General features: G+C 72.1%; 10 protein-coding genes. 8 read left to right on the top strand and 2 right to left on the bottom strand.

The annotated features are described in order from the left end of the window. Positions 1 to 50 precede the first annotated feature (50 nt). Positions 51 to 890 (bottom strand): SAM-dependent methyltransferase, encoded by an 840-nt coding sequence (locus ABT324_RS31695; RefSeq protein WP_351184989.1) that lies wholly within the window; start codon positions 888 to 890, stop codon positions 51 to 53. 490 nt (positions 891 to 1,380) lie between these two features. On the opposite strand from ABT324_RS31695, the gene ABT324_RS31690 reads away from it, so the two are divergent. From ABT324_RS31690 to ABT324_RS31670, 5 genes are all read left to right on the top strand, one after another. Continuing rightward, on the top strand, positions 1,381 to 3,018 hold the full coding sequence (locus ABT324_RS31690) for an ABC-F family ATP-binding cassette domain-containing protein (RefSeq protein WP_351184986.1): 1,638 nt from the start codon (positions 1,381 to 1,383) through the stop codon (positions 3,016 to 3,018). 133 nt (positions 3,019 to 3,151) lie between these two features. Then, entirely contained in the window at positions 3,152 to 4,336 is a 1,185-nt protein-coding gene (locus ABT324_RS31685) for a cytochrome P450 (protein ID WP_351184983.1), read from the top strand. A 580-nt stretch (positions 4,337 to 4,916) separates the two neighbouring features. Then, on the top strand, positions 4,917 to 14,147 hold the full coding sequence (locus ABT324_RS31680) for a non-ribosomal peptide synthetase/type I polyketide synthase (protein ID WP_351184980.1): 9,231 nt from the start codon (positions 4,917 to 4,919) through the stop codon (positions 14,145 to 14,147). Next, positions 14,137 to 15,792, top strand: a complete 1,656-nt coding sequence (locus ABT324_RS31675) for a phytoene desaturase family protein (protein ID WP_351184977.1) — start codon at positions 14,137 to 14,139, stop codon at positions 15,790 to 15,792. Before ABT324_RS31680 ends, ABT324_RS31675 begins: the two co-directional genes overlap by 11 nt. Before the next feature lie 2 nt (positions 15,793 to 15,794). Beyond that, on the top strand, positions 15,795 to 17,483 hold the full coding sequence (locus tag ABT324_RS31670) for a phytoene desaturase family protein (RefSeq protein ID WP_351184974.1): 1,689 nt from the start codon (positions 15,795 to 15,797) through the stop codon (positions 17,481 to 17,483). Positions 17,484 to 17,507: 24 nt separating this feature from the next. Here ABT324_RS31670 and ABT324_RS31665 read toward each other — a convergent pair whose 3' ends face one another. Further along, positions 17,508 to 18,692: a cytochrome P450 gene (locus ABT324_RS31665; RefSeq protein ID WP_351184971.1), complete on the bottom strand. Its 1,185-nt coding sequence runs from the start codon at positions 18,690 to 18,692 to the stop codon at positions 17,508 to 17,510. A 325-nt stretch (positions 18,693 to 19,017) separates the two neighbouring features. Here ABT324_RS31665 and ABT324_RS31660 point away from each other — a divergent pair, with 325 nt between their 5' ends. The 3 genes from ABT324_RS31660 to ABT324_RS31650 form a co-directional block, all read left to right on the top strand. Beyond that, positions 19,018 to 19,452 (top strand): Fur family transcriptional regulator, encoded by a 435-nt coding sequence (locus tag ABT324_RS31660; protein WP_502949828.1) that lies wholly within the window; start codon positions 19,018 to 19,020, stop codon positions 19,450 to 19,452. A gap of 103 nt (positions 19,453 to 19,555) precedes the next feature. Further along, positions 19,556 to 20,542, top strand: a complete 987-nt coding sequence (locus ABT324_RS31655) for a quinone oxidoreductase family protein (protein WP_351184968.1) — start codon at positions 19,556 to 19,558, stop codon at positions 20,540 to 20,542. 63 nt (positions 20,543 to 20,605) lie between these two features. Then, on the top strand, positions 20,606 to 23,157 hold a 2,552-nt coding region (locus ABT324_RS31650), incomplete at its 3' end, for an AAA family ATPase (RefSeq protein ID WP_351184965.1).

Genomic DNA, 23,157 nt, shown 5'->3' with positions numbered 1-23,157 from the left:
GGGGGGTGCGCCCCGCCGCCCGCGGCCAGTCCACTGTGGCCTGAGCCGGGTCAGGCGGGCTTCGGGTCGAGGAGGCCGACCGCGCCCAGGACGTTGCCGCGACGCGCCGCCGCGTCGTCGACCGGGTGGTCGGGGCGCCAGTAGGCGGCCGGGACGACGCCGGGCTCGACCAGCGTGTAGCCGGGGAAGAGCGCGGCGACCTCCTCGGCGTTGCGGATGTGCATCTGCGGGGTCGAGGTCTCGGCCAGCAGCGCGCGCAGCTCGGCGATCTCCTCGTCGGTGCGGCTCAGCTGGGCGTTGTTGGACACTGCCAGCGCGCTGCCCGGCACGCAGGCGTCCCGGTAGTGGGCCACCAGCGACGCGCCGTCGGGGCTCGGGATGATGTCGAGGATGCCGAAGGCCAGCACCGCCACCGGCCGGGAGAAGTCCAGCAAGCCCGTCACGCCAGGGGCGTTGAGCACCGCGTCGGGGTCGCAGACGTCGGCTTCGGTGACTGTCACCCGCTCGTCGTCGCCGAGCAGGTGCCGGGCGTGGTGGCAGGCGACGGCTTCCCAGTCCACGTAGGCCACGCGCGCTTCCGGGTTGTGCGCCTGGGCGATCTCGTGGACGTTGCCCACCGTCGGCACGCCGGAGCCCAGGTCGATGAACTGGTCGATCCCGGCCTCGGTGGTCAGGAAGCGCACCGCGCGGCCGAGGAAGCCGCGGTTGATGTAGCAGTAGTCGCGCTCCGTCGGGGCGAACTCCAGCGCCCGCTCCGCGGTTTCCCGGTCGATCGCGAAGTTCGCCGATCCGCCGAGCAAGTAGTCGTACATGCGAGCGATGTTGGGGCTGTCGAGGTCCGCGTGCGAGACCCTGGCCGCCAACTCCGCGTCCCGGGATTTCTGATGCATGTCGCCCACGGTAACCGGTCAGTGCCCGTTCAGGTGCCGTTCGGCTGAATGGTGTGGCGCGCGCTGGTCCAGGTGGGTTACCCGGACCGTCCGCGGTACGACTCGATCGGCCGGGTTCCGGTGCGAGAGGTGACCAGCGCGCCGGGGCGCCGCGGGCCCGGACCCGCCTGGTGGTCCTGGACATCGTCGTTGCGGCGTCCGGCGAACACCTCGGCACCGGGTACCCGGGCGCGGAGAAAATCCGTTGACCCCTGCTCGGGGTGGCGGTAGCTTCGTCGTGCTTCTGCTGCCGCCCCTGGGGAGAGACGTTGTTCATCTGAGGTCCTCGAGACGCCGTTGTGCCCTGGCTCGACCGAGCCCGGGACCGGTTGCGACCTCTGCTGCGTGAGCCGTCTTCCCATGTGCACCGGGCGTGGATCTGCGCTGCGTCGCCCGCGGCGTCTCGAACGTGTCGCGCACACCGTTCGTACGCGGGCTGCAGGAGGTCCTCATGTCATCGTCCCCGCACCACCACCCCGGCGTCGGCTGCGTCGAGCTCAGCTTCGAGTGGCCCGACGGCGACCGCCTCTTCACCAACCTGCAGGTGTCCTTCGGCCCCGGCCGCACCGGGCTGATCGGGCTCAACGGCTCGGGCAAGTCCACGCTGCTGAAGCTGTTGGCGGGGGAGCTGACCCCGACCGGTGGCGTGGTCCGCGTCAGCGGTGCGGTCGGCTACCTGCCGCAGGACGTCGCGCTGGACACCGGTCTGCGCGTCGACGAGGTCCTGGGCATCGCCGGGATCCGCGCGGCACTTCGCGCCGTGCAGGCCGGTGACGTGCGCGAGCAGCACTTCTCCACGATCGGCGAGGCCTGGGACGTGGAGGAGCGGGCGTCGGGCGTGCTCGACGACCTCGGTCTGGGGCACGTCGGCCTGGACCGGACGATCGGCGAGGTCTCCGGCGGCGAGTCGGTGCTGCTCCGGTTGGCCGCGCTGCTGCTGGCCCGGCCCGACGTCCTGCTGCTCGACGAGCCGACCAACAACCTCGACCGCCAGGCCAAGCGGCGGCTGCGCGCGGCGGTCGCGGCCTGGCCCGGGGTGTTGGTCGTGGTCAGCCACGACCGCGAGCTGCTGACCGAGGTGGACCGGATCGCCGACCTGCGGGACGGCGGGATCAGCTGGTACGGCGGCGACCTCACCGCGTACGAGGAAGCCGTCGCGGTCGAGCAGGAAGCCGCGCAGCGGATGGTCCGCGTCGCCGGGACCGACCTGCGCAAGCAGCAGCGCGAGCTGGTCGACGCGCACGTCAAACTGGCCCGGCGGAGGCGCTACGGCCAGAAGATGTGGGACACCAAGCGCGAACCGAAGGTGGTCATGGCGCAGCGCAAGCGCGCGGCCCAGGTGTCGGCGGGCAAGCACCGCATCATGCACGAGGCGAAGCTCGCCGAGGCCGAAGAGCGGTTGGCCGAGGCGGCGGAGGCGGTGCGCGAAGACGACGAGATCCGGATCGACCTGCCGCGCACCGCGGTGCCGACCGGGCGCACCGTGCTGACCGCGCGCGAGCTGCGCCTGTGCCACGGAGCGCAGGCGCCGGGCGGGTTCGACCTGCACGGGCCGGAGCGGGTCGCGCTGGTCGGGCCGAACGGGTCCGGCAAGACCACGCTGCTGCGCACCCTCGCCGGTGAGCTGGCGCCGCTGTCCGGCGAGGCGGTGGTGCACGTCCCGCTGCGCTTCCTGCCCCAGCGGCTCGACCTGCTGGCCGAGGAGTCGAGCGTCGTGGCGAACGTGGCGCGGTTCGCGCCCGGATCGACCAACAACCGGATCCGGGCCGGGCTGGCCCGCTTCCTGTTCACCGGGGAGCGTGCGGACAAGCCGGTGGCGGCGCTGTCCGGTGGGGAGCGGTTCCGCGCCACCCTCGCCGCGCTCCTGCTCGCCGAACCGGCACCGCAGCTGCTCCTGCTGGACGAGCCGACCAACAACCTGGACATGGCCAGCACCCGCCAGCTGAGCACCGCCCTGGCGTCCTACCCGGGGGCGCTCGTCGTGGCCAGCCACGACGTGCCGTTCCTGGAGTCGATCGGCATCACCCGGTGGCTGCTGCTGGACGGGGCGCTGCGCGAGACCACCCGCGAGGAGGTGCGCGCCACCTGAGGTGGTCCGAACTCCGCCGCGCCCAGCGCTCACGCCACCGGGGGCGGACTGGTCGGGTGACTCGTGGTGCCCGCCCCGGCGGGGCGGTGGATCATGCCAACCGGTCCGTCCGGCGGAGTTCCTGGAGCGTGAGATGACCGAAGTACTACCGGAACCGGTGGTGCACCCGACCACGCGCAGCTGCCCGTTCGACCCGCACGACGGGTTGCGGGAGCTGCGCGCGGAGCGACCGCTGGCGCGCCTGCACTGCCCCGGTGGGCGCGGCGGCTGGCTGGTGACCAGCCACGCGCTCGTCCGGGAGGTGCTGGTCGACCCGCGCTTCGGCACGCGCTTGGACCTGCAGCTGTTCCCGACCGTTCCCGATGAGGCCGTGCCAGCACCGGCCGGGATGTTCAGCGTGCTGGACCCGCCGGAGCACACGCGCTACCGGCGCAAGCTCGCGACCTGGTTCAGCGCGCGCCGGATGCGGGTGCTGCGGGCGCGGGTCGAGCAGCTCGTCGACGAGCGCCTGGCCGCCCTGCGGCGCACCGGCGGCCCCACCGACCTGGTGACGTCCTTCGCCGCTCCGCTGACCGACGAGGTGATCTGCGAGCTGCTCGGCATCCGGCTCGCCGACGAGGCCGGTGTCCGCCGGGCCGTCGAGCGGATGCTCACCTTCGGCGACGAACTGGGGACCACCGCGTGGGCGGAACTGCGCGACCTGGTGGCCCAGTTGGTGCGCGGCAAGGCGCAACGGCCCGGGGACGACCTGATCAGCGCGTTGGTCGCCGACGACGAGCTGACCACCGACGAGGTCATCACCATGGTCATCGTCCTGGTGACCGGGGCGCAGGACACCACGACCAGCGCGCTCGCGCTGGGCGCCTGCGCGCTGCTGTCCAACCCGGACCAGTTCGCCGCGCTGCGCGACGACCCGTCGCTGGCCGACGGGGTGGTGGAGGAGCTGCTGCGCTACCTGGCGATCATCCAGTTCGGCGTGGTCCGGGTGGCCTTGGTCGACGTCGAGCTGCGCGGTGCCACGATCCGCCGCGGCGATCTGGTCGTACTGTCGCTGTCGACGGCCAACCGCGACCCGGCGCAGTTCCCCGACCCGGACCGGCTGGACATCGCCCGCTCGGCGAGCGGGCACGTGGCGTTCGGCCACGGCGTGCACCACTGCCTCGGGGCGCAGCTGGCCCGCACCGTCCTGCGCACCGGTTTGTCCGGGTTGGCGCGGGACCTGCCGGGCCTGCGGCTCGCGGTCGAGCCGGACCAGGTCCAGATCCGCGAAGCCACGGTGAACTACGGCGTGCACAGCCTCCCGGTCGACTGGGACTGACCGGGTTCCCGCTGCCGCGCCACCGCTCGGCGCTCCAGGTTGGTCCGTCCTGCCGGAAACACGAAGTCCACATAGGACTTCCGGTGGGCTTTCCCCATGTCTGCACGTGTGCTCCGCTGGAGGAGCACTTCTGGAGGTCGCTCATCGCATCCCTCGCCAGGTCGGGTGATCTTCTCCGCCGCGCGCGGGGAGCGCGGACAACAGCAAGATTTCTTCGCGTTTCGCGGCATATTCCGCTTGATCCACCTGGAAGGAGGAGTCAGGTGGTGGGGTCCCCAGTTCCCCGGTATTGATGTGTGCGGAGATCGTCAAGACGCGAGACGGGGGATTCGATGCGAATCGGGGGAGACCCGCGCGGCAACCCGAATCTCGTTGCACTCGAAGGACTTCCGCGGACGCTCCGACGCATCCGGCAGTTCCTCGGCGCCGCCCGCGTTGCTCGCGGGAACTCCGCTGCTCGAGTTCGCACCGGCCCGGTCGGTCGATGACCACCGTTCGCCCCCGCAGTCGGCCCGCACCCACAACATTCGAGTGATCTTCACATGTTCGCGCCACCGCGCCCGACCTGAGGAATCAAACGATGGTGAACCCGCAGAACCCTGCTCCCGGCACCAAGGTCGCGATCATCGGCATCGGCTGCCGCTTCCCCGGCGGCGCTTCCGATCACCGGTCGTTCTGGCAGAACCTGGCCGAGGGCAAGGACTGCATCGAGCCCACCCCGGTGGACCGCTACGACGTGGCCACGCTGGGCAGCCAGGACAAGGCGAAACCCGGGCGCCTGGTCGGCGGGCGCGGCGGATACATCACCGGCTTCGACGAGTTCGACCCGGCCTTCTTCGGGATCAGCCCGCGCGAGGCCGAGCACATGGACCCGCAGCAGCGCAAGCTGCTGGAGGTCGCGTGGGAGGCGTTGGAGGACGGCGGGCAGCGGCCCGACGAGCTCGCCGGCCGCGATGTCGGCGTCTTCGTCGGCGCGTTCACCCTGGACTACAAGATCGTCCAGTTCGCCGACCTCGGCTTCGAGACGCTGGCCGCGCACACCGCGACCGGCACCATGATGACGATGGCGTCCAACCGCATCTCCTACTGCCTGGACCTGCGCGGACCGAGCGTCTCCATCGACACCGCGTGCAGCTCCTCGCTGGTGGCGGTGCACCTGGCCTGCCAGAGCCTGCGCCGCGGTGAGAGCAGCCTCGCGCTGGCCGGGGGCACGTTGCTGCACATGGCCCCGCAGTACACCATCGCGGAGACCAAGGGCGGTTTCCTCTCCCCGGACGGCCAGTCCCGGACCTTCGACGCCGACGCGAACGGCTACGTGCGCGCTGAGGGCGTCGCGGTGGTCGCGCTGAAGCTCCTCGACGACGCACTGCGCGACGGGGACCCGGTCCACGCGGTGATCACCGCCAGCGGGGTCAACCAGGACGGTCGCACCAACGGGATCACGGTGCCCAACGCCGAGGCTCAGGTCGAGCTGATCGGGCGGGTCTGCGCGGAGGCGGGCATCGAACCCGGCGCCCTGCAGTACGTCGAAGCGCACGGGACCTCCACGCCGGTCGGCGACCCGATCGAGGCCAACGCGCTGGGCCGGGCCCTGGCCATCGGGCGCGAACCGGGGCAGCGGTGCTACGTCGGCTCGGTCAAGACCAACATCGGGCACACCGAATCGGCCGCCGGGATGGCCGGGCTGATCAAGACCGCGCTGTCGCTGGCGGAGCGCAAGATCCCGCCGCACATCAACCTGAACCGGATCAACCCGGACATCGACCTGGCGGCCCAGCCCTACGAGATCCCGGACCGGCTCACCGACTGGCCCGAGCACGAGGGCCCGGCCCGCGCCGGGGTGAACTCCTTCGGCTTCGGCGGCACCAACGCCCACGTCGTCCTGGAGGAAGCGCCCCAGCGGCCCGAACCCGACCGGCGACCCGTCGGGCGCGAGCACCGCGTCCTGCCGCTGACCGCGCGCGACCCGGCGGCCCTGCCGGAGCTGGCCGGGCGGATCGCGGACCGGCTCGACGAGCTCGACCTGGCCGACCTCGGCCACACTTTGGCGCACCGCCGCCAGCACCACGACCACCGGCTGTCCATCGTGTACTCCTCGAAGGAGGAGCTGGCGCAGCGGCTGGCCGAGTGCGCGCGCGGCGAGGCGCACCCGCTGGCGCGCACCGGCCAGTGCCGCGACGAGCGGCGGCTGGTGTGGGTGTTCACCGGGATGGGGCCGCAGTGGTGGGCGATGGGCCGCCAGCTGCTGGCCGCGGAACCGGTCTTCCGCGAGGTGATCGAGCGCTGCGACCGGGAGATCGCCCGGCTCGCGGGCTGGTCCCTGCTGACCGAGCTCACGGCCGACGAGGCCGACTCGCAGATGGCCGAAACCTGGCTGGCCCAGCCCGCCAACTTCGCCATCCAGGTGGCGCTGGCGGCGCTGTGGCGGCACCACGGGGTGCGGCCGGACGCCATCGTCGGGCACAGCACCGGCGAGGTGGCGGCGTTCCACGAGGCCGGGGTCTACGACCTGGCCGACGCGGTGCGGATCATCGTGCACCGCAGCCGCCTCCAGCAGAAGCTCGTCGGCACCGGCACGATGCTGGCGGTCAGCCTGTCCGAGGCGGAGGCGCGGCGGCGGGTGCAGCGCTTCTGCGACCGCGTGTCGGTCGCTGCGATCAACGCTCCCGCCGCGTGCACCCTCGCCGGGGACGAGGACGCGCTCGCCGCGCTCGCCGACGAGCTGCGCGAGGAGCAGGTGTTCGCGAAGTTCCTCTCCGTCCGGGTCCCCTACCACAGCGCCCGGATGGACCTGATCAAGGACGAGCTGCTGTCCTCACTGGAGGGTCTGCGGCCGCGCCCGGCGCAGGTGCCGCTGTACCTGACCGGTCAGGAGGGCACCGCCGACGGCCCGGAGCTCGGCGCCGACTACTGGTGGCGCAACGTCCGCGACAGCGTCCGCTTCCGCGCGGCGGTGGACCACCTCGTCGACGACGGGTACCGGTTGTTCCTGGAGGTCGGGCCGCACCCGGTGCTGGCCCACTCGATCCGGGAGTGCTTGCTGGACAAGCAGGTCGAGGGCGCGGCGGTGCCCTCGATCCGCCGCGAGGAGGACGAGGCCGAGCGGTTCACCACCTCGCTGGCCGACCTGCACAACCTCGGCGTCAGCATCGACTGGGGCGTGCTCGAACCCGGCGGTCGCGCGGTGCCGCTGCCGACCTACCCGTGGCGCCGCGACCGCTACTGGGTGGAGCCCGAAGCGGTCGCGCAGGTCCGGCTCGGCCGCCTCGACCACCCGCTGCTGGGCCGCCGCATGCCCACCACCGAACCGGCCTGGGAGGCGTCCCTCGACGTCGAGAAGGCGCCCTACCTGCGCGACCACCGGATCCAGGGCGACGTGGTGTTCCCCGCCGCCGGGTACCTGGAGATGGCGGCGCAGGCGGTGCGGGCCATGACCGGCGGCACGTCGGTCGCGCTGGCCGACGTCGAACTGCGCAAGGCGCTTTTCCTGCCGGAGGACGAGGTTCGGAAGGTGCAGCTGTCCTGCACCGCCGACGCCGAGTTCGCCATCGCCACGGTCAGTGGTGACGACCGGCGTTCGGTGCACGCCACCGGGGTGCTGCGCACCGGTCGCCCGCCCCGGCCGCGCGCGGGGTTGGACGCCGAGACCGTCCGCGCCCGCTGCCCGCGGCACCTGGACGGCCCGGCCTGCTACGCGGCGCTGGCCGAGCTCGGCTACCACTACGGTCCGGCGTTCCAGGGCATCGAGCAGGTGTGGATCGGACCGGACGAGGCACTGGCCCGCATCCGGCCCAGCGAGGCGCTCAGCGGCTCCGTCGAGCACCACTTCCACCCGGCGCTGCTGGACGCCTGCTTCCAAACCCTGCTGACCCCGCTGACCGCCGAGGACGTGCCGAAGACTGGCATCCGGCTGCCGCTGTCCATCGCGGAGGTGCGCACCGAACCGATCGGGGACCAGCCGATCTGGGCGCACGCCCGGATCGTGCGCCGGGACGGCGACGAGCTCATCGGCGAGATCACCGTGCACGGTGACGACGGCACCGTGCTCGGCCACATCGACGGCTTCCGCGCCGCGGACGTCGAGCAGGCCTCGGCCGGTGTCGCCACGGCCACCATCGACGGCTGGCTGCTCGCCCCGACCTGGATCCCGGCCCCGGACCTCGGCGAATCCCCCGGGGCGCCCGGTGCGGTGCTGGTGCTGGCCGATTCCCAGGGGCTCGGCCAGGAGTTCGCGGCGCAGGTCACCGCCCGGGGTGGCCGGTGCCACCTGGTGCGGCCCGGCGCCGCCCTCCGCCGCGGCGAGCACGCGTCCGAGGTCGTGCCGGGCAGCGCCGAGGACTTCCAGCGGCTGCTCGCCGAACTGCCCGGGCCCGTCGACACCGTGGTGCACCTCTGGAACCTGGACCGGCCGGAGTTCGAGACCGCCGGGGAACCGGAGCTCGCGCGCCAGCGCACCGAAGGCACCTACTCGCTGATCGCGCTGGCCCAGGCGCTGAGCGCCGAGCAGTCCCCAGCCCGGCTGCACGTGGTCACCCGTGGGGCGCAGGCGGTGACCGCCGAGGACGAGGTCGAGCCGCTGGGCGCTCCGTGCTGGGGAATTGGCCGGGTGCTGCGGCAGCAGGAGCTCCCCGCCAACGCGGTCAAGCTGATCGACCTCGACCCGGCCGGGACCGACGTGGCCGCCGACGCCGCCGCGCTGCTGCGGGAGATCAGCACCGACGACGAGGAGGAGGTCGCGCTGCGCGGCGACCGCCGCCGCACCAGCCGCCTCCGCAGGCCCGACGACCTGTTGAAGCCACTGCCGCTGCGGCTGCGCCCGGACGGCGCCTACCTGGTCACCGGCGCGTTCGGCGCGCTCGGTCGGCTGGCGTGCCGGACGCTGGCCCGGCGCGGCGCCCGACGGCTGGTCCTGGTGGGCCGCACCGAGCTGCCCGCCCGCGAGCGCTGGCGGGAGGTCGACCCGGACACCCCGGTCGGCCAGAAGGTGGCGTTGGTCAAGGAGTTGGAGGCGCTCGGCGCGCAACCGCTCCTGGCCTCGCTGGACATCACCGACGAGGCGGCCTTCGCGGCCTGGCTCGGCGACTACCGGCAGCAGGACCTGCCGCCCATCCGCGGGGTGTTCCACCTCGCCGGCAACGTCGCGGACACGCTGCTGCCGGAGATGGACCGGCAGACCTTCGACGCCGTGCACGACCCCAAGGCGATCGGCGCCACCGTGCTGCACCGGCAGCTGCGGGACGAACCGCTCGACCACTTCGTGCTGTTCGCCTCCTTCGCCTCGGTGCTCACCACGGCGGGGCAGACGAACTACGCGGCGGGCAACGCCTTCCTCGACGCGCTGGCCCACCACCGGCGCTCGCTGGGCCTGCCGGCGCTGAGCATCGACTGGGGGCCGTGGGCCACCGGCATGATCGCCGACCTCGGCCTGGTCGAGCACTACCGCACCAACCGCGGCATGAGCTCGCTGTCCCCGGAAGCCGGGATGGACGTGCTGGAACGGGTCCTCGACCAGGCGCACGCGCAGCTGCTGGTGGCCACCATCGTCGACTGGCCGGTGTTCCTGTCCTGGTACCCCACGCCGCCCGCGCTGGTGGCCGAACTGGGTGCGGAAGCCGCTGACCGCGCCGAGGCGGGCGGCGGCTTCCTGGAGGAGTTCCGCGGCACCGCACCGGAGCACCGGCGCGAGCTGCTCACCCGGCACTTCACCGAGCTGGTCGCCGCCGTGCTGCGGGTGCGGCCCGAGCAGGTCGACGAGGACGCCGGGCTCAACGCGCTCGGACTGGACTCGCTGCTGGCGATGGAGGTCCGCGCCCGCACCCACGCCGAGTTCGGCGTCGCGCTGCCGGTGGTGGCCCTGCTGGGCAGCTCCCCGGTCACCGAGCTCGTCGAGCGGCTGCACGAGCAGCTCGACGCCTCCGGCACCGACACCGGTCCCGGCGCGGAGGTCGAGGTGCACAGCGACGAGCGGCAGTACCCGCTGACGCAGAACCAGCAGGCGCTGTGGTTCCTCAAGCAGCTCAACCCGGACGGCTTCGCCTACAACATCGGCGGCGCGGTGGAGGTGCGCACCGCGCTCGACCCGGACCTGATGTTCGAGGCGTTCCGCGCGATGCTGGCCCGCCACCCGAGCCTGCGGGCCAACTTCGCGCTCGTCGACGGCGAACCGGTGCAGCGGATCTCCGCGGAGGTCAAGCCCGACGTCGAGCTGTTCGACGTGCAGGACCAGCCATGGGAGGACGTCTACCAGCTGATCATCCACGAGTACCGCAAGCCCTACGACCTGGAGAACGACCCGCTAATCCGATTCCGGCTGTTCCGGCGCGGCCCGGAGCGGTGGGTGATCACCAAGGCGGTGCACCACATCATCTCCGACGCGATCTCCACGTTCACCTTCATCGAGGAGCTGCTCGCGGTCTACGAGGCGCTGCGCGCCGGGCGCCGCGCCGAACTGCCCCCGGTCGCGGCCACCTACCTGGACTTCCTCAACTGGCAGAACAAGTTCCTGTCCGGGGACGACGCCCGCCGGATGCTCGAGTACTGGCGCAGCGCGCTGCCCGCCGAACCACCGGTGCTGAACCTGCCCACCGACAGCCCGCGCCCGCCGGTGCAGACCAACAACGGCGCCTCGGAGTTCTTCGTGCTCGACCAGGAGCTGACCGCGCGGGTGCACGCGCTGGCCCGCGAGCACGACGTGACCGTGTTCGTGGTCCTGCTCGCCGCCTACACCCTGCTGCTGAGCCGGTACTCGGGGCAGGACGACGTGATCGTCGGCAGCCCGGTCAGCGGCCGCACCCAGGACGAGTTCGCCTCGGTGTACGGCTACTTCATCAACCCGCTGCCGCTGCACGTGGACCTGCACGGCGATCCGACGGTGGGGGAGCTGCTGGCCCGCACCCGCGAGACCGTCCTCAACGGGCTGGACCACCAGGAGTACCCGTTCGTGCTGCTGGTGGACGAGCTCGGCGGCAAGCACGACCCGAGCCGTTCGGCGTTGTTCCAGGCCATGTTCATCCTGCTGGTGCACAAGGTGGCCACCGAGAAGTACGGCTACCGGCTGGACTACATCGAGCTGCCCGAGGAGGAGGGGCAGTTCGACCTGACGCTGTCGGCCTACGAGGACGAGGCGGACGGCCAGTTCCACTGCGTCTTCAAGTACAACTCGGACCTGTTCCGGCCCGGCACCATCCGCCGCGTCGCCAAGCACTACCGTAACCTGGTCGAGTCGCTGACCAGCACGCCTGCCGCCGAACCCGCCACGCAGGTCCAGATGCTCGACGAGGCCGAGGCCCAGCAGCTGGTGGCGAACTTCAGCGGCGCCATCCGGCGGGCGGCCGACGACGTGCCGGTGCACCACCTGATCAGCCGGGCGGCCGCGGAGGACCCGGACGCGATCGCCGTGTCGATGCCGACCGAGTCGGGGCAGGTGCGGCGGCTCAGCTACGGGGAGCTGGAACGCGAGTCCCGGCGGATGGCGCACCGGCTGCGCGACCTCGGCGTGGTCAACGGTGCTGTCGTCGCGCTGTGCATGGAGAAGTCGCCGGAGCTGATCACCACCCTGCTCGCGGTCCTGCACGCCGGTGGCGCCTACCTGCCCCTCGACCCGGACCACCCGGCGGACCGGTTGTCCGACATGGTGCGCGACGCCGGAGCGGTGCTGGCCGTCGTCGACGAGGTGCACCGCGACCAGCTGGGCGGTGCGGGCGTCGTGCTGACCCCGGCCGAGCTGAGCGCCCAGGCAGACGGGGCGGCCGCCGACCGCCCGCTGGACCCGGAGGCACCCGCCTACGTCATCTACACCTCGGGGTCGACGGGCCGACCGAAGGCCGTCCGGGTCAGCCACCGCAACCTGTCCTCGGCCTACCACGCCTGGGACGCGGAGTACCGGCTCGGCGAGGACGTCCACGTGCACCTGCAGCTGGCCAGCCCCGCCTTCGACGTGTTCACCGGCGACCTGGTGCGGGCCCTGTGCTCCGGCGGAACCCTCGTGCTGGTCAACCGGGACCTGCTGTTCAACACCGCCCGGCTGCACGAGGTGATGCGTGCCGAGCGCGTCGACTGCGCCGAGTTCGTACCCGCGGTCGTGCGCGGGCTGGTGGAGCACTGCGAACGCGCCGGTCACCGGCTCGACTTCATGCGGCTGCTGGTCGTCGGTTCCGATGCGTGGAAGGTCGAGGAGTACCAGCGGTTGCGGGCGCTGTGCGGGCCGCGGACCCGCGTGGTCAACTCCTACGGGCTCAGCGAAGCCACCATCGACAGCGCCTACTTCGAGGGGTCGACCGACGACCTGGCGCCGGGCCAGCTGGTGCCGATCGGTCGGCCGCTGCCCAACAGCAGGCTCTACATCCTCGACCGGCACGGGCGCCCGGTACCGCCGGGCGTGCCCGGCGAGCTGTGGGTCGGCGGTGACGGAGTGGCCCTCGGCTACCTCGACGAGGCGCTGACCGCGCAGCGCTTCGCCACCCGCGTGCTCGGCGGCGAACCAGTGCGCCTCTACCGGACCGGCGACCTGGCCCGCTGGGACGCCGAGGGCACCGCGCACCTGCTCGGCCGGGTCGACTCGCAGGTCAAGGTGCACGGTCACCGCATCGAGACCGGTGAGATCGAAGCGCGGCTGGCCGCCTGGCCAGGGGTCGCGCAGGCCGTGGTCACCACCCGCGCGGGAGCCGGTGGCGGCACCGAGCTGTGCGCCTACTGCGTGCCCGCCGAGGGGACGGCGCTGGACGTGCGGGCACTGCGCAGGCACCTGGCGGAGTACCTGCCGACGTTCATGATCCCGGCGCACCTGGTCGAGGTGCCCGCGCTGCCACTGACCACCAACGGCAAGGTCGACCTCGCCGCGCTGCCCGAACCGGAGATCACCCGCGAGGACGCCGACGAGCAGCCGGTGACGCTGTTCGAGCAGCGCATGGCCGAGCACTGGAAGTCCGTGCTGGGCCTGCCGGAGGTCGGGCTGCGCGACGACTTCTTCGAGGTCGGGGGCAGCTCCATCAGGCTGATCGAGCTCATCCACCACCTGCAGCACGAGTTCAACATCAGCATCCCGGTCAGCCAACTGTTCAAGGTCACCACGCTGCAGGGCATGGCGACCACGCTGGAGCACATCATCACCGGGCGGATCGGTGGCGCCCAGCCCTACCTGACCTTCGGCGACCTCGGCGCACCGCTGTTCTGCTTCCCGCCCGCCGGTGGGCACGGCCTGGTCTACCGCACCTTCGCCGAGCACCTGCCGGAGCACCGCGTGGTGGCGTTCAACTACCTGACCGGCGACGACAAGGTGGCCCGCTACGCGGACCTGGTGGAGGACCTGCAACCCGACGGCCGGTGCGCGCTGCTGGGTTACTCGCTGGGCGGCAACCTGGCCTTCGAGGTGGCCGGTGAGCTGGAGCGGCGCGGCCGGGAGGTCTCCGACGTGATCATCGTGGACTCCTACCGGATCGGGGAGTCCTTCCAGCTCGGGGAGGAGCACCTGGAGGCCTTCGAGACCGAGCTCGCCGAACACCTGCGCAAGCACACCGGATCGGAGGTGGTGGCGGCCGAAACGCGGGAGCAGGCGAGGGATTACCTGGACTACAGCAGCCGAACACCGAACACCGGCACGGTGCGCGCCGCGGTCAGCGTGATCTCCGACGAGGTCAAGGCCGAGCAGTACGCCACCGGCGCCCCGGGCAGCTGGCACGGCAGCTCCGCGACGCGCAGCGACGTGCACCGCGGCTCGGGCGAGCACGCGGAGATGCTCGACGAGGCCCACCTGCCGGCCAACGCGGTCCTGGTGCGCCAGATCCTCTCGGAAGGCCCGGGTCGTGAGGCGTGAGGCGAGCCGGACCGGTCGGCCGAGCGTGCTCATCATCGGCGGCGGGATCGCGGGCCTGGCGGCCGGTTGCTACGCGCAGATGTCCGGGATGGACAGCCACATCCTCGAGAAGCACGTGCTGCCGGGCGGGTGCTGCACCGCATGGTCGCGGGAGGGCTACATCTTCGACTACTGCATCGAGTGGCTGATCGGGACCGCGCCGGGCAACGAGGCCAACCAGATCTGGCGGGAGCTCGGGGCACTGGACGGCAAGGAGATCACCAACTTCGAGGTGTTCAACCGGGTTGTCGCCGAGGACGGGCGGGAGGTGCGGTTCTACTCCGACCCGGACCGGCTGGAGCAGCACCTGCTGGCGCTCTCGCCGAAGGACGCGCGGCTGGTCAGGTCGTTCTGCCGGGAACTGCGGCGCTTCCTGGACGTCGACGTCTTCCCGTTCCTGACCCCGCCGCCGCTGCGGACGCTGCCCGAGCGGCTGGCCCTGCTGCGCCAGGTGCTCCCGGCGTTCTTCCTGTTCTGGCGGAACTCGGCGCGGCAGATGGCCCACTTCAGCGCCAAGTTCGCGGACCCGCTGCTGCGGCGCGGGTTCCCGAACGTCTTCTTCCAGGACCACAAGCAGTTCCCGCTGCTGCCGTACCTGTACAACATCGCCTGCGCCCACCACGGCAACGCCGGAGTCCCGCAGGGTGGTTCGCTGGGGCTGGCGCGGTCCATCGAGCACCGCTACACCACGCTCGGCGGCAAGATCAGCTACCGCGCGCGGGTGCGGCGGATCCTGGTCGAGCGCGACCGGGCGGTGGGGGTCGAGCTCAAGGACGGCACCCGCCACTACGCCGACCACGTCATCTCGGCCTGTGACGGCTACACCACGATCTACCGGCTCCTGGGCGGCGTGTACACCAGCCCGGTCGTGGACAAGCTGTACGGCGAGCTGCTGCACAGCTCCGAAGCGGTCTACCCGGGCATGATGTCCGTGTTCGTCGGCGTCGACGGCGAGCTGCCGCCGGACACCCCGCACAGCACCACGTACCTGCTCTCCTCGCAGGACAGCGCGCGGCTGCCGCGGGTGATGCAGGACAGCCTCGTCGTCCAGCTGCGGTCGCGCTACTGGCCGGGCTGCGCCCCACCGGGCAAGTCGCTGTTCCACTGCACCTACTTCAGCGACTACGGGTACTGGCGGGAGCTGCGCAGCCGGGCGCGGCGCGAGTACTGGGCGCGCAAGCGCGAGATCGCCGACTTCGTCCGGCGCTTCCTCGAGCAGCGCCACCCGGAGATCGCCGGGCGCATCGACGTCGTCGACGTGGCCACGCCGACGACCAACCACCGCTACACCGGCAACCACGGTGGCAGCATCCTCGGCTGGATCGGTTTCACCGAGGCCGACGACCTGGCCACCCACCTGGTGAACCGGCAGCGGATGCGGCTGCCCGGGCTGGCCGGGTTCTCCATGGCCGGGCAGTGGGTCGGTGGCGGCGGGCTGATCAAGGTGGCCTCCAGCGGGCGGTTCGCGATCCAGTTCCTGTGCGAGGAGCTCGGCATCCCGTTCCGGGCCTGGGAGAGCACCGACGACCGACCTTGGCGGCCGGTGATGCTCGGCCACCTACCACAACTGGACGTCCGCCCGATGCAGCTGACCGAGGAGGCCTGAGGATGTCGCGGCAGAGCATGATCATCATCGGTGGCGGGCTGGGTGGCCTGTCCACCGGGTGCTACGCCCAGATGAACGGGTACCGCAGCCAGATTTTCGAGATGCACGAGATCCCGGGTGGCTGCTGCACCGCCTGGGACAAGGGGGAGTTCACCTTCGACTGCTGCGTGAGCTGGCTGCTCGGCAACGGCCCGGGCAACGAGATGCACCAGATCTGGTTGGAGCTGGGCGCCCTGCAGGGCAAGCAGATGCGCCACTTCGACGTGTTCAACATCGTGCGCGGCCGCGACGGCCGGGCCGTCTACTTCTACTCCGACCCGGACCGGCTGCAGGCGCACCTGCTGGAGATCTCCCCGGCTGACGCCAAGCTCATCGGCGACTTCTGCGACGGGCTGCGCAAGTTCTGCAAGCTGCTGCCGGTCTACCCGTTCCTCAAACCGGTCGGCCTGATGGGCACCTTCGAGCGCTGGCGGATGCTGGCCTCCTTCGCCCCGTACTTCAACCTCATCCGCAAGACCATCGGCACCCTGATGACGGACTACTCCGCGAAGTTCCGCGACCCGCTGCTGCGGGAGGCGTTCAACTTCATCCTCTACGAGAAGCACGCCGCGTTCCCGGTGCTGCCCTTCTACTTCCAGCTCGCCGCGCACGCCAACCGCTCAGCGGGTGTCCCGGAGGGCGGTTCGCTGGGGCTGGCCGAGTCGATCGAACGCCGCTACCGGCGGCTCGGCGGCCGGATCAGCTACAACGCCAAGGTCGAGGAGGTGCTCGTCGAGGACGACCGCGCGGTGGGGGTGCGGCTCAGCGACGGGCGCGAGTTCCGCGCCGACATCGTGGTGTCGGCCTGCGACGGCCACACCACCACGATGAAGCTGCTCGGCGGCCGCTACCTCACCGACACCCACCGCGAGCTCTACACCAGCACGATCGACGAGCCCGGCAACATCTTCCCGGGCTACTTCGCGCTGTTCCTGGGCCTGGACCGGACGTTCCCGGACGGTGAACCGTGCACCACCCACCTGCTCGACGAGGAGGTGGCCGCGCAGCTGACCGGCATCCGGCACCCCAGCATCAACGTCCAGTTCCGCAGCGAGCACTACCCGGAGCTGGCGCCGGAGGGCCGAACCATCGTCTACGCCACCTACTTCTGCGACATCGCGCCGTGGCGGGAGCTGGCGGTCGGGCCGGAGCAGGCGACCCGGATGCGCAAGGGCGAGCCCCGGCACACCCTGTCGGTGCGGCGTGGCACCGCCTACTACGCCGCCAAGCGTCGGGTCAAGGACGTCATCGTGGACTTCCTCGACGAGCGCTACCCGGGGTTGAAGGACGCCGTCACCGTCCGGGACATATCCACGCCGCTCACCCAGGTCCGCTACACCGGCAACTACAACGGCACGGTGCTGGGCTGGCAGCCGTTCGTGGACGGCGGCGAGACGATGGAGAAGGTGATCAAGAAGCACGGACCGCGGCTGCCGGGCCTGGCGAACTTCTACCTCTCGGGGGTGTGGGCCACCACCGGCGGGCTGATCCGGGCCGCCGCCGCGGGGCGGCAGGTGATGCAATTCGTCTGCCGCGACGACGGCCGGGAGTTCACCGCGAGCATCGACGACAGCGCACCCGCCCCGACCCACCTGGTGATCCCGGTGGGCCGGGGGAGCGCCCAGCGGGACCGGGCCGCGGCGGCGAGGTGATCCGACACCGGACCACCTCGCGGTTCACCAGGCGATCAGCAGGGACTTCAGGCCGTGGGTGAGGTGGCCGGTGCGGAACTCGGGGTCGGCGGCCAGCTTCATCCCGGGGAACCGGTCGAGCAGCAGGGGCAGCGCGATCCGCAGCTGCAGGCGGGCCAGCGGCGCACCGATGCAGTGGTGCGCCCCGTGCCCGAACGCCATGTGCCGGGACGGGGCGCGGGTGATGTCCAGCTCGTCGGGCTGCGCCACGAAGTCCGGGTCGCGGTTGGCCGCGGGGAACGAGCACATCACCAAGTCGCCCGCCTCGATCACCTGCCCGGCGACCTCGACCCGCCGGGTGGCGACCTTGGTGGTGCTGACGTGCGCGATCGTCAGCCACCGCAGCAGCTCCTCGACCGCCGGGTCGATGAGCTCGGGGTCCTGCCGGAGGCGGGCGAGCTGCTCGGGGTGCCGCAGCAGAGCCAGCACGCCCAGCGACAGCATGTCCGTGGTGGTCTCGTGCCCCACCAGCAGGAGCAGGCTGACCAGGCCGACGATCTCGGCGTCGCTGAGCTCGTCGCCGTGCGTGGTGGTGACCCGGCCCAGCAGCCCGTCGCCGGGCTCGACCCGGCTGCGGGCGACGAGCCGGGCGAGGTAGGCGTGCGATTCGGCGTGCAGGGCCTTGCGCTCCTCGTCGGTGAAGGCGGTGCTGAGGAAGCCGTTGGTGTGCCGCAGGAAGTCCTCGCGGTCCTCGTGCGGGACGCCGAGCAGTTCGCAGATGACCAGCGAGGGCACCGGGATGGAGAACGTGGTGACCAGGTCGCTGGGCGATCCGGTGCGCTCCACCGCGTCGAGGTGGTCGTGGACGATGCGGGTGATGCGCGGTTCCAGCTGGCTCAGGCGCCGGGCGGTGAACTCCGGTGCGACGGTCCGCCGCAACCGGGTGTGCTCCGGCGGGTCGACGATGAGTACGTTGCCGTCCCGGCGCATCCCCTGCTCGCCCTGGTCACCTCCGGGCTGGGCGGAGTAGATCGGCAGGACGTTGCTGAAGGTCTCCCAGTCGGACAGCACCCACCGGACGTCGGCGTAGCGGGTCACCAGCCAGCTGTCCATGCCGAACGGGCTGGTGCTGCGCACCACGCCGTCGTGCTGCCGGATCGCGCTCAGTTCCGGGAGTGGGTCGATTCCGTTGCGCTGCATGTGGATCGGGAGTTCCCGGGACAGGCTCATCGCGTCTCCTCACTGCGGTTCAAGGGGGCACCGCGAACATAGCGAAACCCGATCGGATCGACATCTACAGTGGACACGTCTGGGTAGATCTCGTTCCGGTCGTTGAACATTCACCGCTGAGCGGGTACGGGACCTGGTGCGGAGGGGGCGGATGTCCGCACGGTCCCGGGATCGGTGGGGGTGTGTCGTGGTCGACCCGGCGCGGATCGCGGCGGCAGGAGATGTTGCGGTTCATGAACGTCGATAACTTCAGTGTTGATCGAAACCATGTCGAGGTTGCGCAACGCGCTTGATCCAGTCCGCGAACCCGGCAGGCATGGGGTTCGTGCCCACGACAGCCGACCTCGAGTGCCTGCTGCGCGAGGCCGCGCTGCGCGTGACCCGGCCGCGGGTCGCGGTGCTGGCCGCCGTGCACGAGCACCCGCACTCCGACACCGAGTCGATCACCGGTGTGGTGCGGGAGGCGCTGCCGAAGGTGTCCCACCAAGCCGTCTACGACGTGCTGCGCGCGCTGACCGCTGCGGGGCTGCTGCGCCGCATCCAGCCGATGGGGTCCCTGGCCCGCTACGAAGCGCGGGTGGGGGACAACCACCACCACCTCGCGTGCCGGTCCTGCGGGGTGGTCGCCGACGTCGACTGCGCCATCGGTACCGCGCCCTGCCTGACCGCCTCCGATGCCCGGGGCTTCACCATCGACGAGGCCGAGGTCATCTACTGGGGCCTGTGCCCGGACTGCACCCCCGGCACGACCTCCCCGTGAACCCGCCCGCGGGGCGGGCCGGTGGCGTGCGCCCGGATCAGGCGGCGTCCATCCTGGGAGGAGATCAGCGGCGCAGCCACCTCCTGGTCACCAAGGAGTCCCCATGCCTGCCACGATGACCGCGCTGGTCGGTGGCACCGGCCCCGGGTGGGAGGTCCGGGAGGTCCCGGTGCCCGAGGCCGGGCCCGGGCAGGTGCTGGTGCGCGTCCGAGCCGCCGCGCTGAACAACGCCGACGCCGCGGTGCTCGCCGCCGCCGACCCCACCTCGGGCGGCACGGGGGAGGAGTACCGGGCGGGCTACGAGTTCGCTGGGGAGGTCGCCGCAGTCGGCCCGGGTGTCACCGGGGTGGTGGTGGGCGAGCGTGTGATGGGCACCCAACCGCGCAGCTTCGCCCAGCACGTGGTCGCCGACCACCGGCACGTCCTGCCGGTCCCGGACACGATCGACCACGAGGAGGCCGCGTCGCTGCCCACCGGACTGCTCACCGAGCACGGCGCGCTGCGGCTGGGCGCGTTCCGGGCCGGGCAGTCGGTGCTCGTCACCGGTGCCAGCTCAGCGATCGGGCTGCTCGGCGTGCAGATCGCGAAGGTGCTCGGGGCGTCGACGGTCGTGGGGACCACCCGGACCGCGGCGAAGGAGGCACTGCTGGTCAGCGCCGGGGCGGACGTGGCCGTCGTCGGCCCCGGCGACGACCTGACCGAGGAGGTGCTCGCGGCGACCGGTGGGCAGGGCGTGGACGTCGTCCTCGACCACGTGGGCGGGAAGTTGTTCGCCGCGTGCCTGCCAGCCACCCGCTGCCACGGGCACCTGGTCAACATCGGCCGCCTGGACCGGGCGGAGTCCACCATCGACCTGGACCACCTGTCCCACCGGCACCTGCACCTGCGGGGTGCGTCGTTCGGGTTCGCCCGCCCGGCCGAGCTGGGCGTGATGGTCGCCGGGCTGGTCCCGGAGGTGGTCCCCGCCGTGGCCGACGGCCGCATCCGGCCCGTCGTCGACGAGGTCTTCCCGCTGGCGCGGGCGGCGGAGGCCCTCGAGTGGCTGCGCACCGGCCAGACCGTCGGCAAGATCGTCCTGGCGGTGCCCTGACCCGGCTGGCCGAGTCCGGGTTCGGCCCCGAGCGGGCCGGGGGCGGAAGTAGTCTGGCCGATCGTGGACCGACCGACGTTGCCCGAGCACCTGCAACTGCTGATGTCCGACGAACCCGTGCTGGACGTGTACTCGCACGGCCCGTGGCGGGTCCCGGACGGGCTGTACGAGGAGATCTGGGCGCGCGCGGAGGAGCTCAACCGCGACCCGGCGGCCGAGCGGCTGCCGGTGGCGCTGCCCGACTTCTACGCCGAGGGGACCACGGTCGTCGGCGCCGAGCTGTGGTGCCTGTTGGAGTTCCTGCTCGGCACGGTGGCGGTGCGCGGCGGCAACTCCGCCGACGTGCAGTGCGAGGCGCTGAGCGGGTTCGTCGCCCAACCCTGGCCACCCAACCGCGCCTGGTCCTGGAGCGCGACCACCTCGCTGTTCCGGCCACCGGCGGAATGGCTGCTCACCGCCGCCGGTGACGACCCGGAGCTGCGCGAGGTGGCCTTCGACCTGGCCCGCCGCTGCCTGGACGTTTTCGCCGGGCTCGAACCCGTCGAACCGCGCCGCCAGGCGCTGATCGCGCTGCACGACCTGCGCGCGGCCGACCCGGCACTGGCCAAGCAGGACCTCGTCGAACCGCTCGCGACGCTGCGGGAGACCTGGGCGGAGCGCGCCGACGAGCCGGTCCTGGCGGCGCTGCCCGAGCTGACCGGCCCGGTCGGCTACCTGGACTGGGCGTGCTCGGGTTTCCTGGCCGCGCACCAGCGGCTGCTGGAACGCGTGCCGAGCACGGCGGGAGCCGGTCCCGTCCCCGACATCGTCCCCGCCGTGGAGCACGAGGTCGCCCTGGCCAACCTGGTCCTGCACGCCGACCTGGTCGAAGTGCCGGTGGAGCTGGCGCTCACCACGGGGCGACCGGTGTTCGAGGTCGTGCAGAGCATGTTCGCCGGCCTGCGGGAGGGCTTCAACGCCGACCGCTGGCACAACCAGGTGCTGGCCTGGCTCGGGCGCGCGGTGCTGGCCGGTGAGGTGGACGTCTGCCGGGCCTGGCTGGACATGGCGATGCGGATCACCGGCGTGCTCCAGGGCCTGCCGAGCGGTGTGGTGACGCCCAGCTGCGACGCGCTGATCCGGGGGTTCCAGTACCAGCTGCGGGTGCTGACCCGGCCGCGCCGGGTGGTCAACCCGCTGGTGGCCAAGCTGACCTCCGGCGAGCAGCTGCACGAGGCCACCGAGGACCCGGCCGCGGAGCTGGTGGGCCAGCCGGAGTTGGCGCAGGTGGTGCGTACCGAGCTGGCGGACCTCCGGGCTGGCCGCAGCACGGCGGTGCGGGTGCTGCTGTCCGGCCCGGAGAGCACCGGCCGGGGCACCGCGGTGCGGATGCTGCGCGGTGCCCTGCTCAAGGCCGGTGGGCACCGGCAGGAGGTGTGGGTGTCCGAGGCCGAGTTCGCAAGCCTGGACGTCAGCAACGCCGTCGTGCACCTGCAGCAGAAGACCTACGCCCTCGGCCCGCGCGATGTGCTGGTGGTGCACGGGCTGGACCAGATGACGGGACTGGAGTGGTGCGGCAGCGCGTTGCTGGAGGAGCTGCGGCGACTGCTGAACCGGCTGCCGGAGCTGCACGTCATCGTGGTGTGCCGGGCCGGGGGAGCGGACCGGGTGGCCGCGGTGAACCCGGCGCTGCTGCACCAGTTCCGGGTGGCCGGGACCCGCCCGTTCACCCAGCAGGCGCGGGTCGAGCTGTTCCAGCGCGCGGTGGCCCGGCGCGGTGCGGCCGTCGCGCAGGCCGCGGCCCGGGAGGGGGCGCGGCTGGCGGCCGTCGGTCAGCAGAACCTGCGCGGCGCCCGGCTGGTCGAGCAGGTGGCGGAGCGTGCCGTGGCCGCCGCGCGGGCCCGGAGCAGCAGCGGACAGCTCAAGGTGCTGCGCCGGGACCTGCCCGCACCCCCGACCCGCGGGGCCGACTTCGCCGACTGCGTCGGACTGGAATCGGTGCGCCGCGAACTGGACCTGGTGCTGGCCGAGGGGCGCGCCGCGGAGCTGCGCCGCAAGGCCGGGATGCCCGGTGCGACCCGACTCCGGCACCTGGTGTTCACCGGGGCGCCGGGAACCGGGAAGACGACCGCTGCGGGAATCCTGGGCCGGATGTGCGCCGACCTCGGCCTGCTGTCCTCCGGCCACCTGGTGGTCGTCGACTGCGCGGACCTGGCCGGGCGGCACGTGGCGGAGGCGGCAATCGGGGTGCAGCGCGCGATCGACCAGGCCTCGGGCGGGGTGCTGTGCGTCGAGGACGCGGGCACCCTCGCCCGGCCCGGCATCGACGTCGACCAGTCCCGCAACCGGGCGGTGATCGACGCGCTGCTGGCCGGGCTGCACGCGCGCCAGCAGGACCTGCTGGTGGTCCTGTGCGGTCCGGACGCGGCGGTCAACGGGCTGCTGAAGGCGACCCCGGAGCTGGCCGCCTGCTTCCCGAAGGTGGTGCGCTTCCCGGACCTCACCGACGAGCAGGTCGTGGAGCTGTACGAGCGCAAGGCCGCCGAAGCGGGCTTCACCACGGCACCGGGGGTCGCGGAGGAGATCGCGCGGTTGGTCCGCACCGCCCGGCGCAGCGCGGCGACGACCAACGGTCG

It is taken from the genome of Saccharopolyspora sp. NPDC000359 (genome assembly GCF_040300525.1).
Taxonomy (GTDB): Bacteria; Actinomycetota; Actinomycetes; order Mycobacteriales; family Pseudonocardiaceae; genus Saccharopolyspora.
Note: the sequence above shows the minus strand (reverse complement) of the source record. Positions and strands in the feature narration are given on the sequence as shown.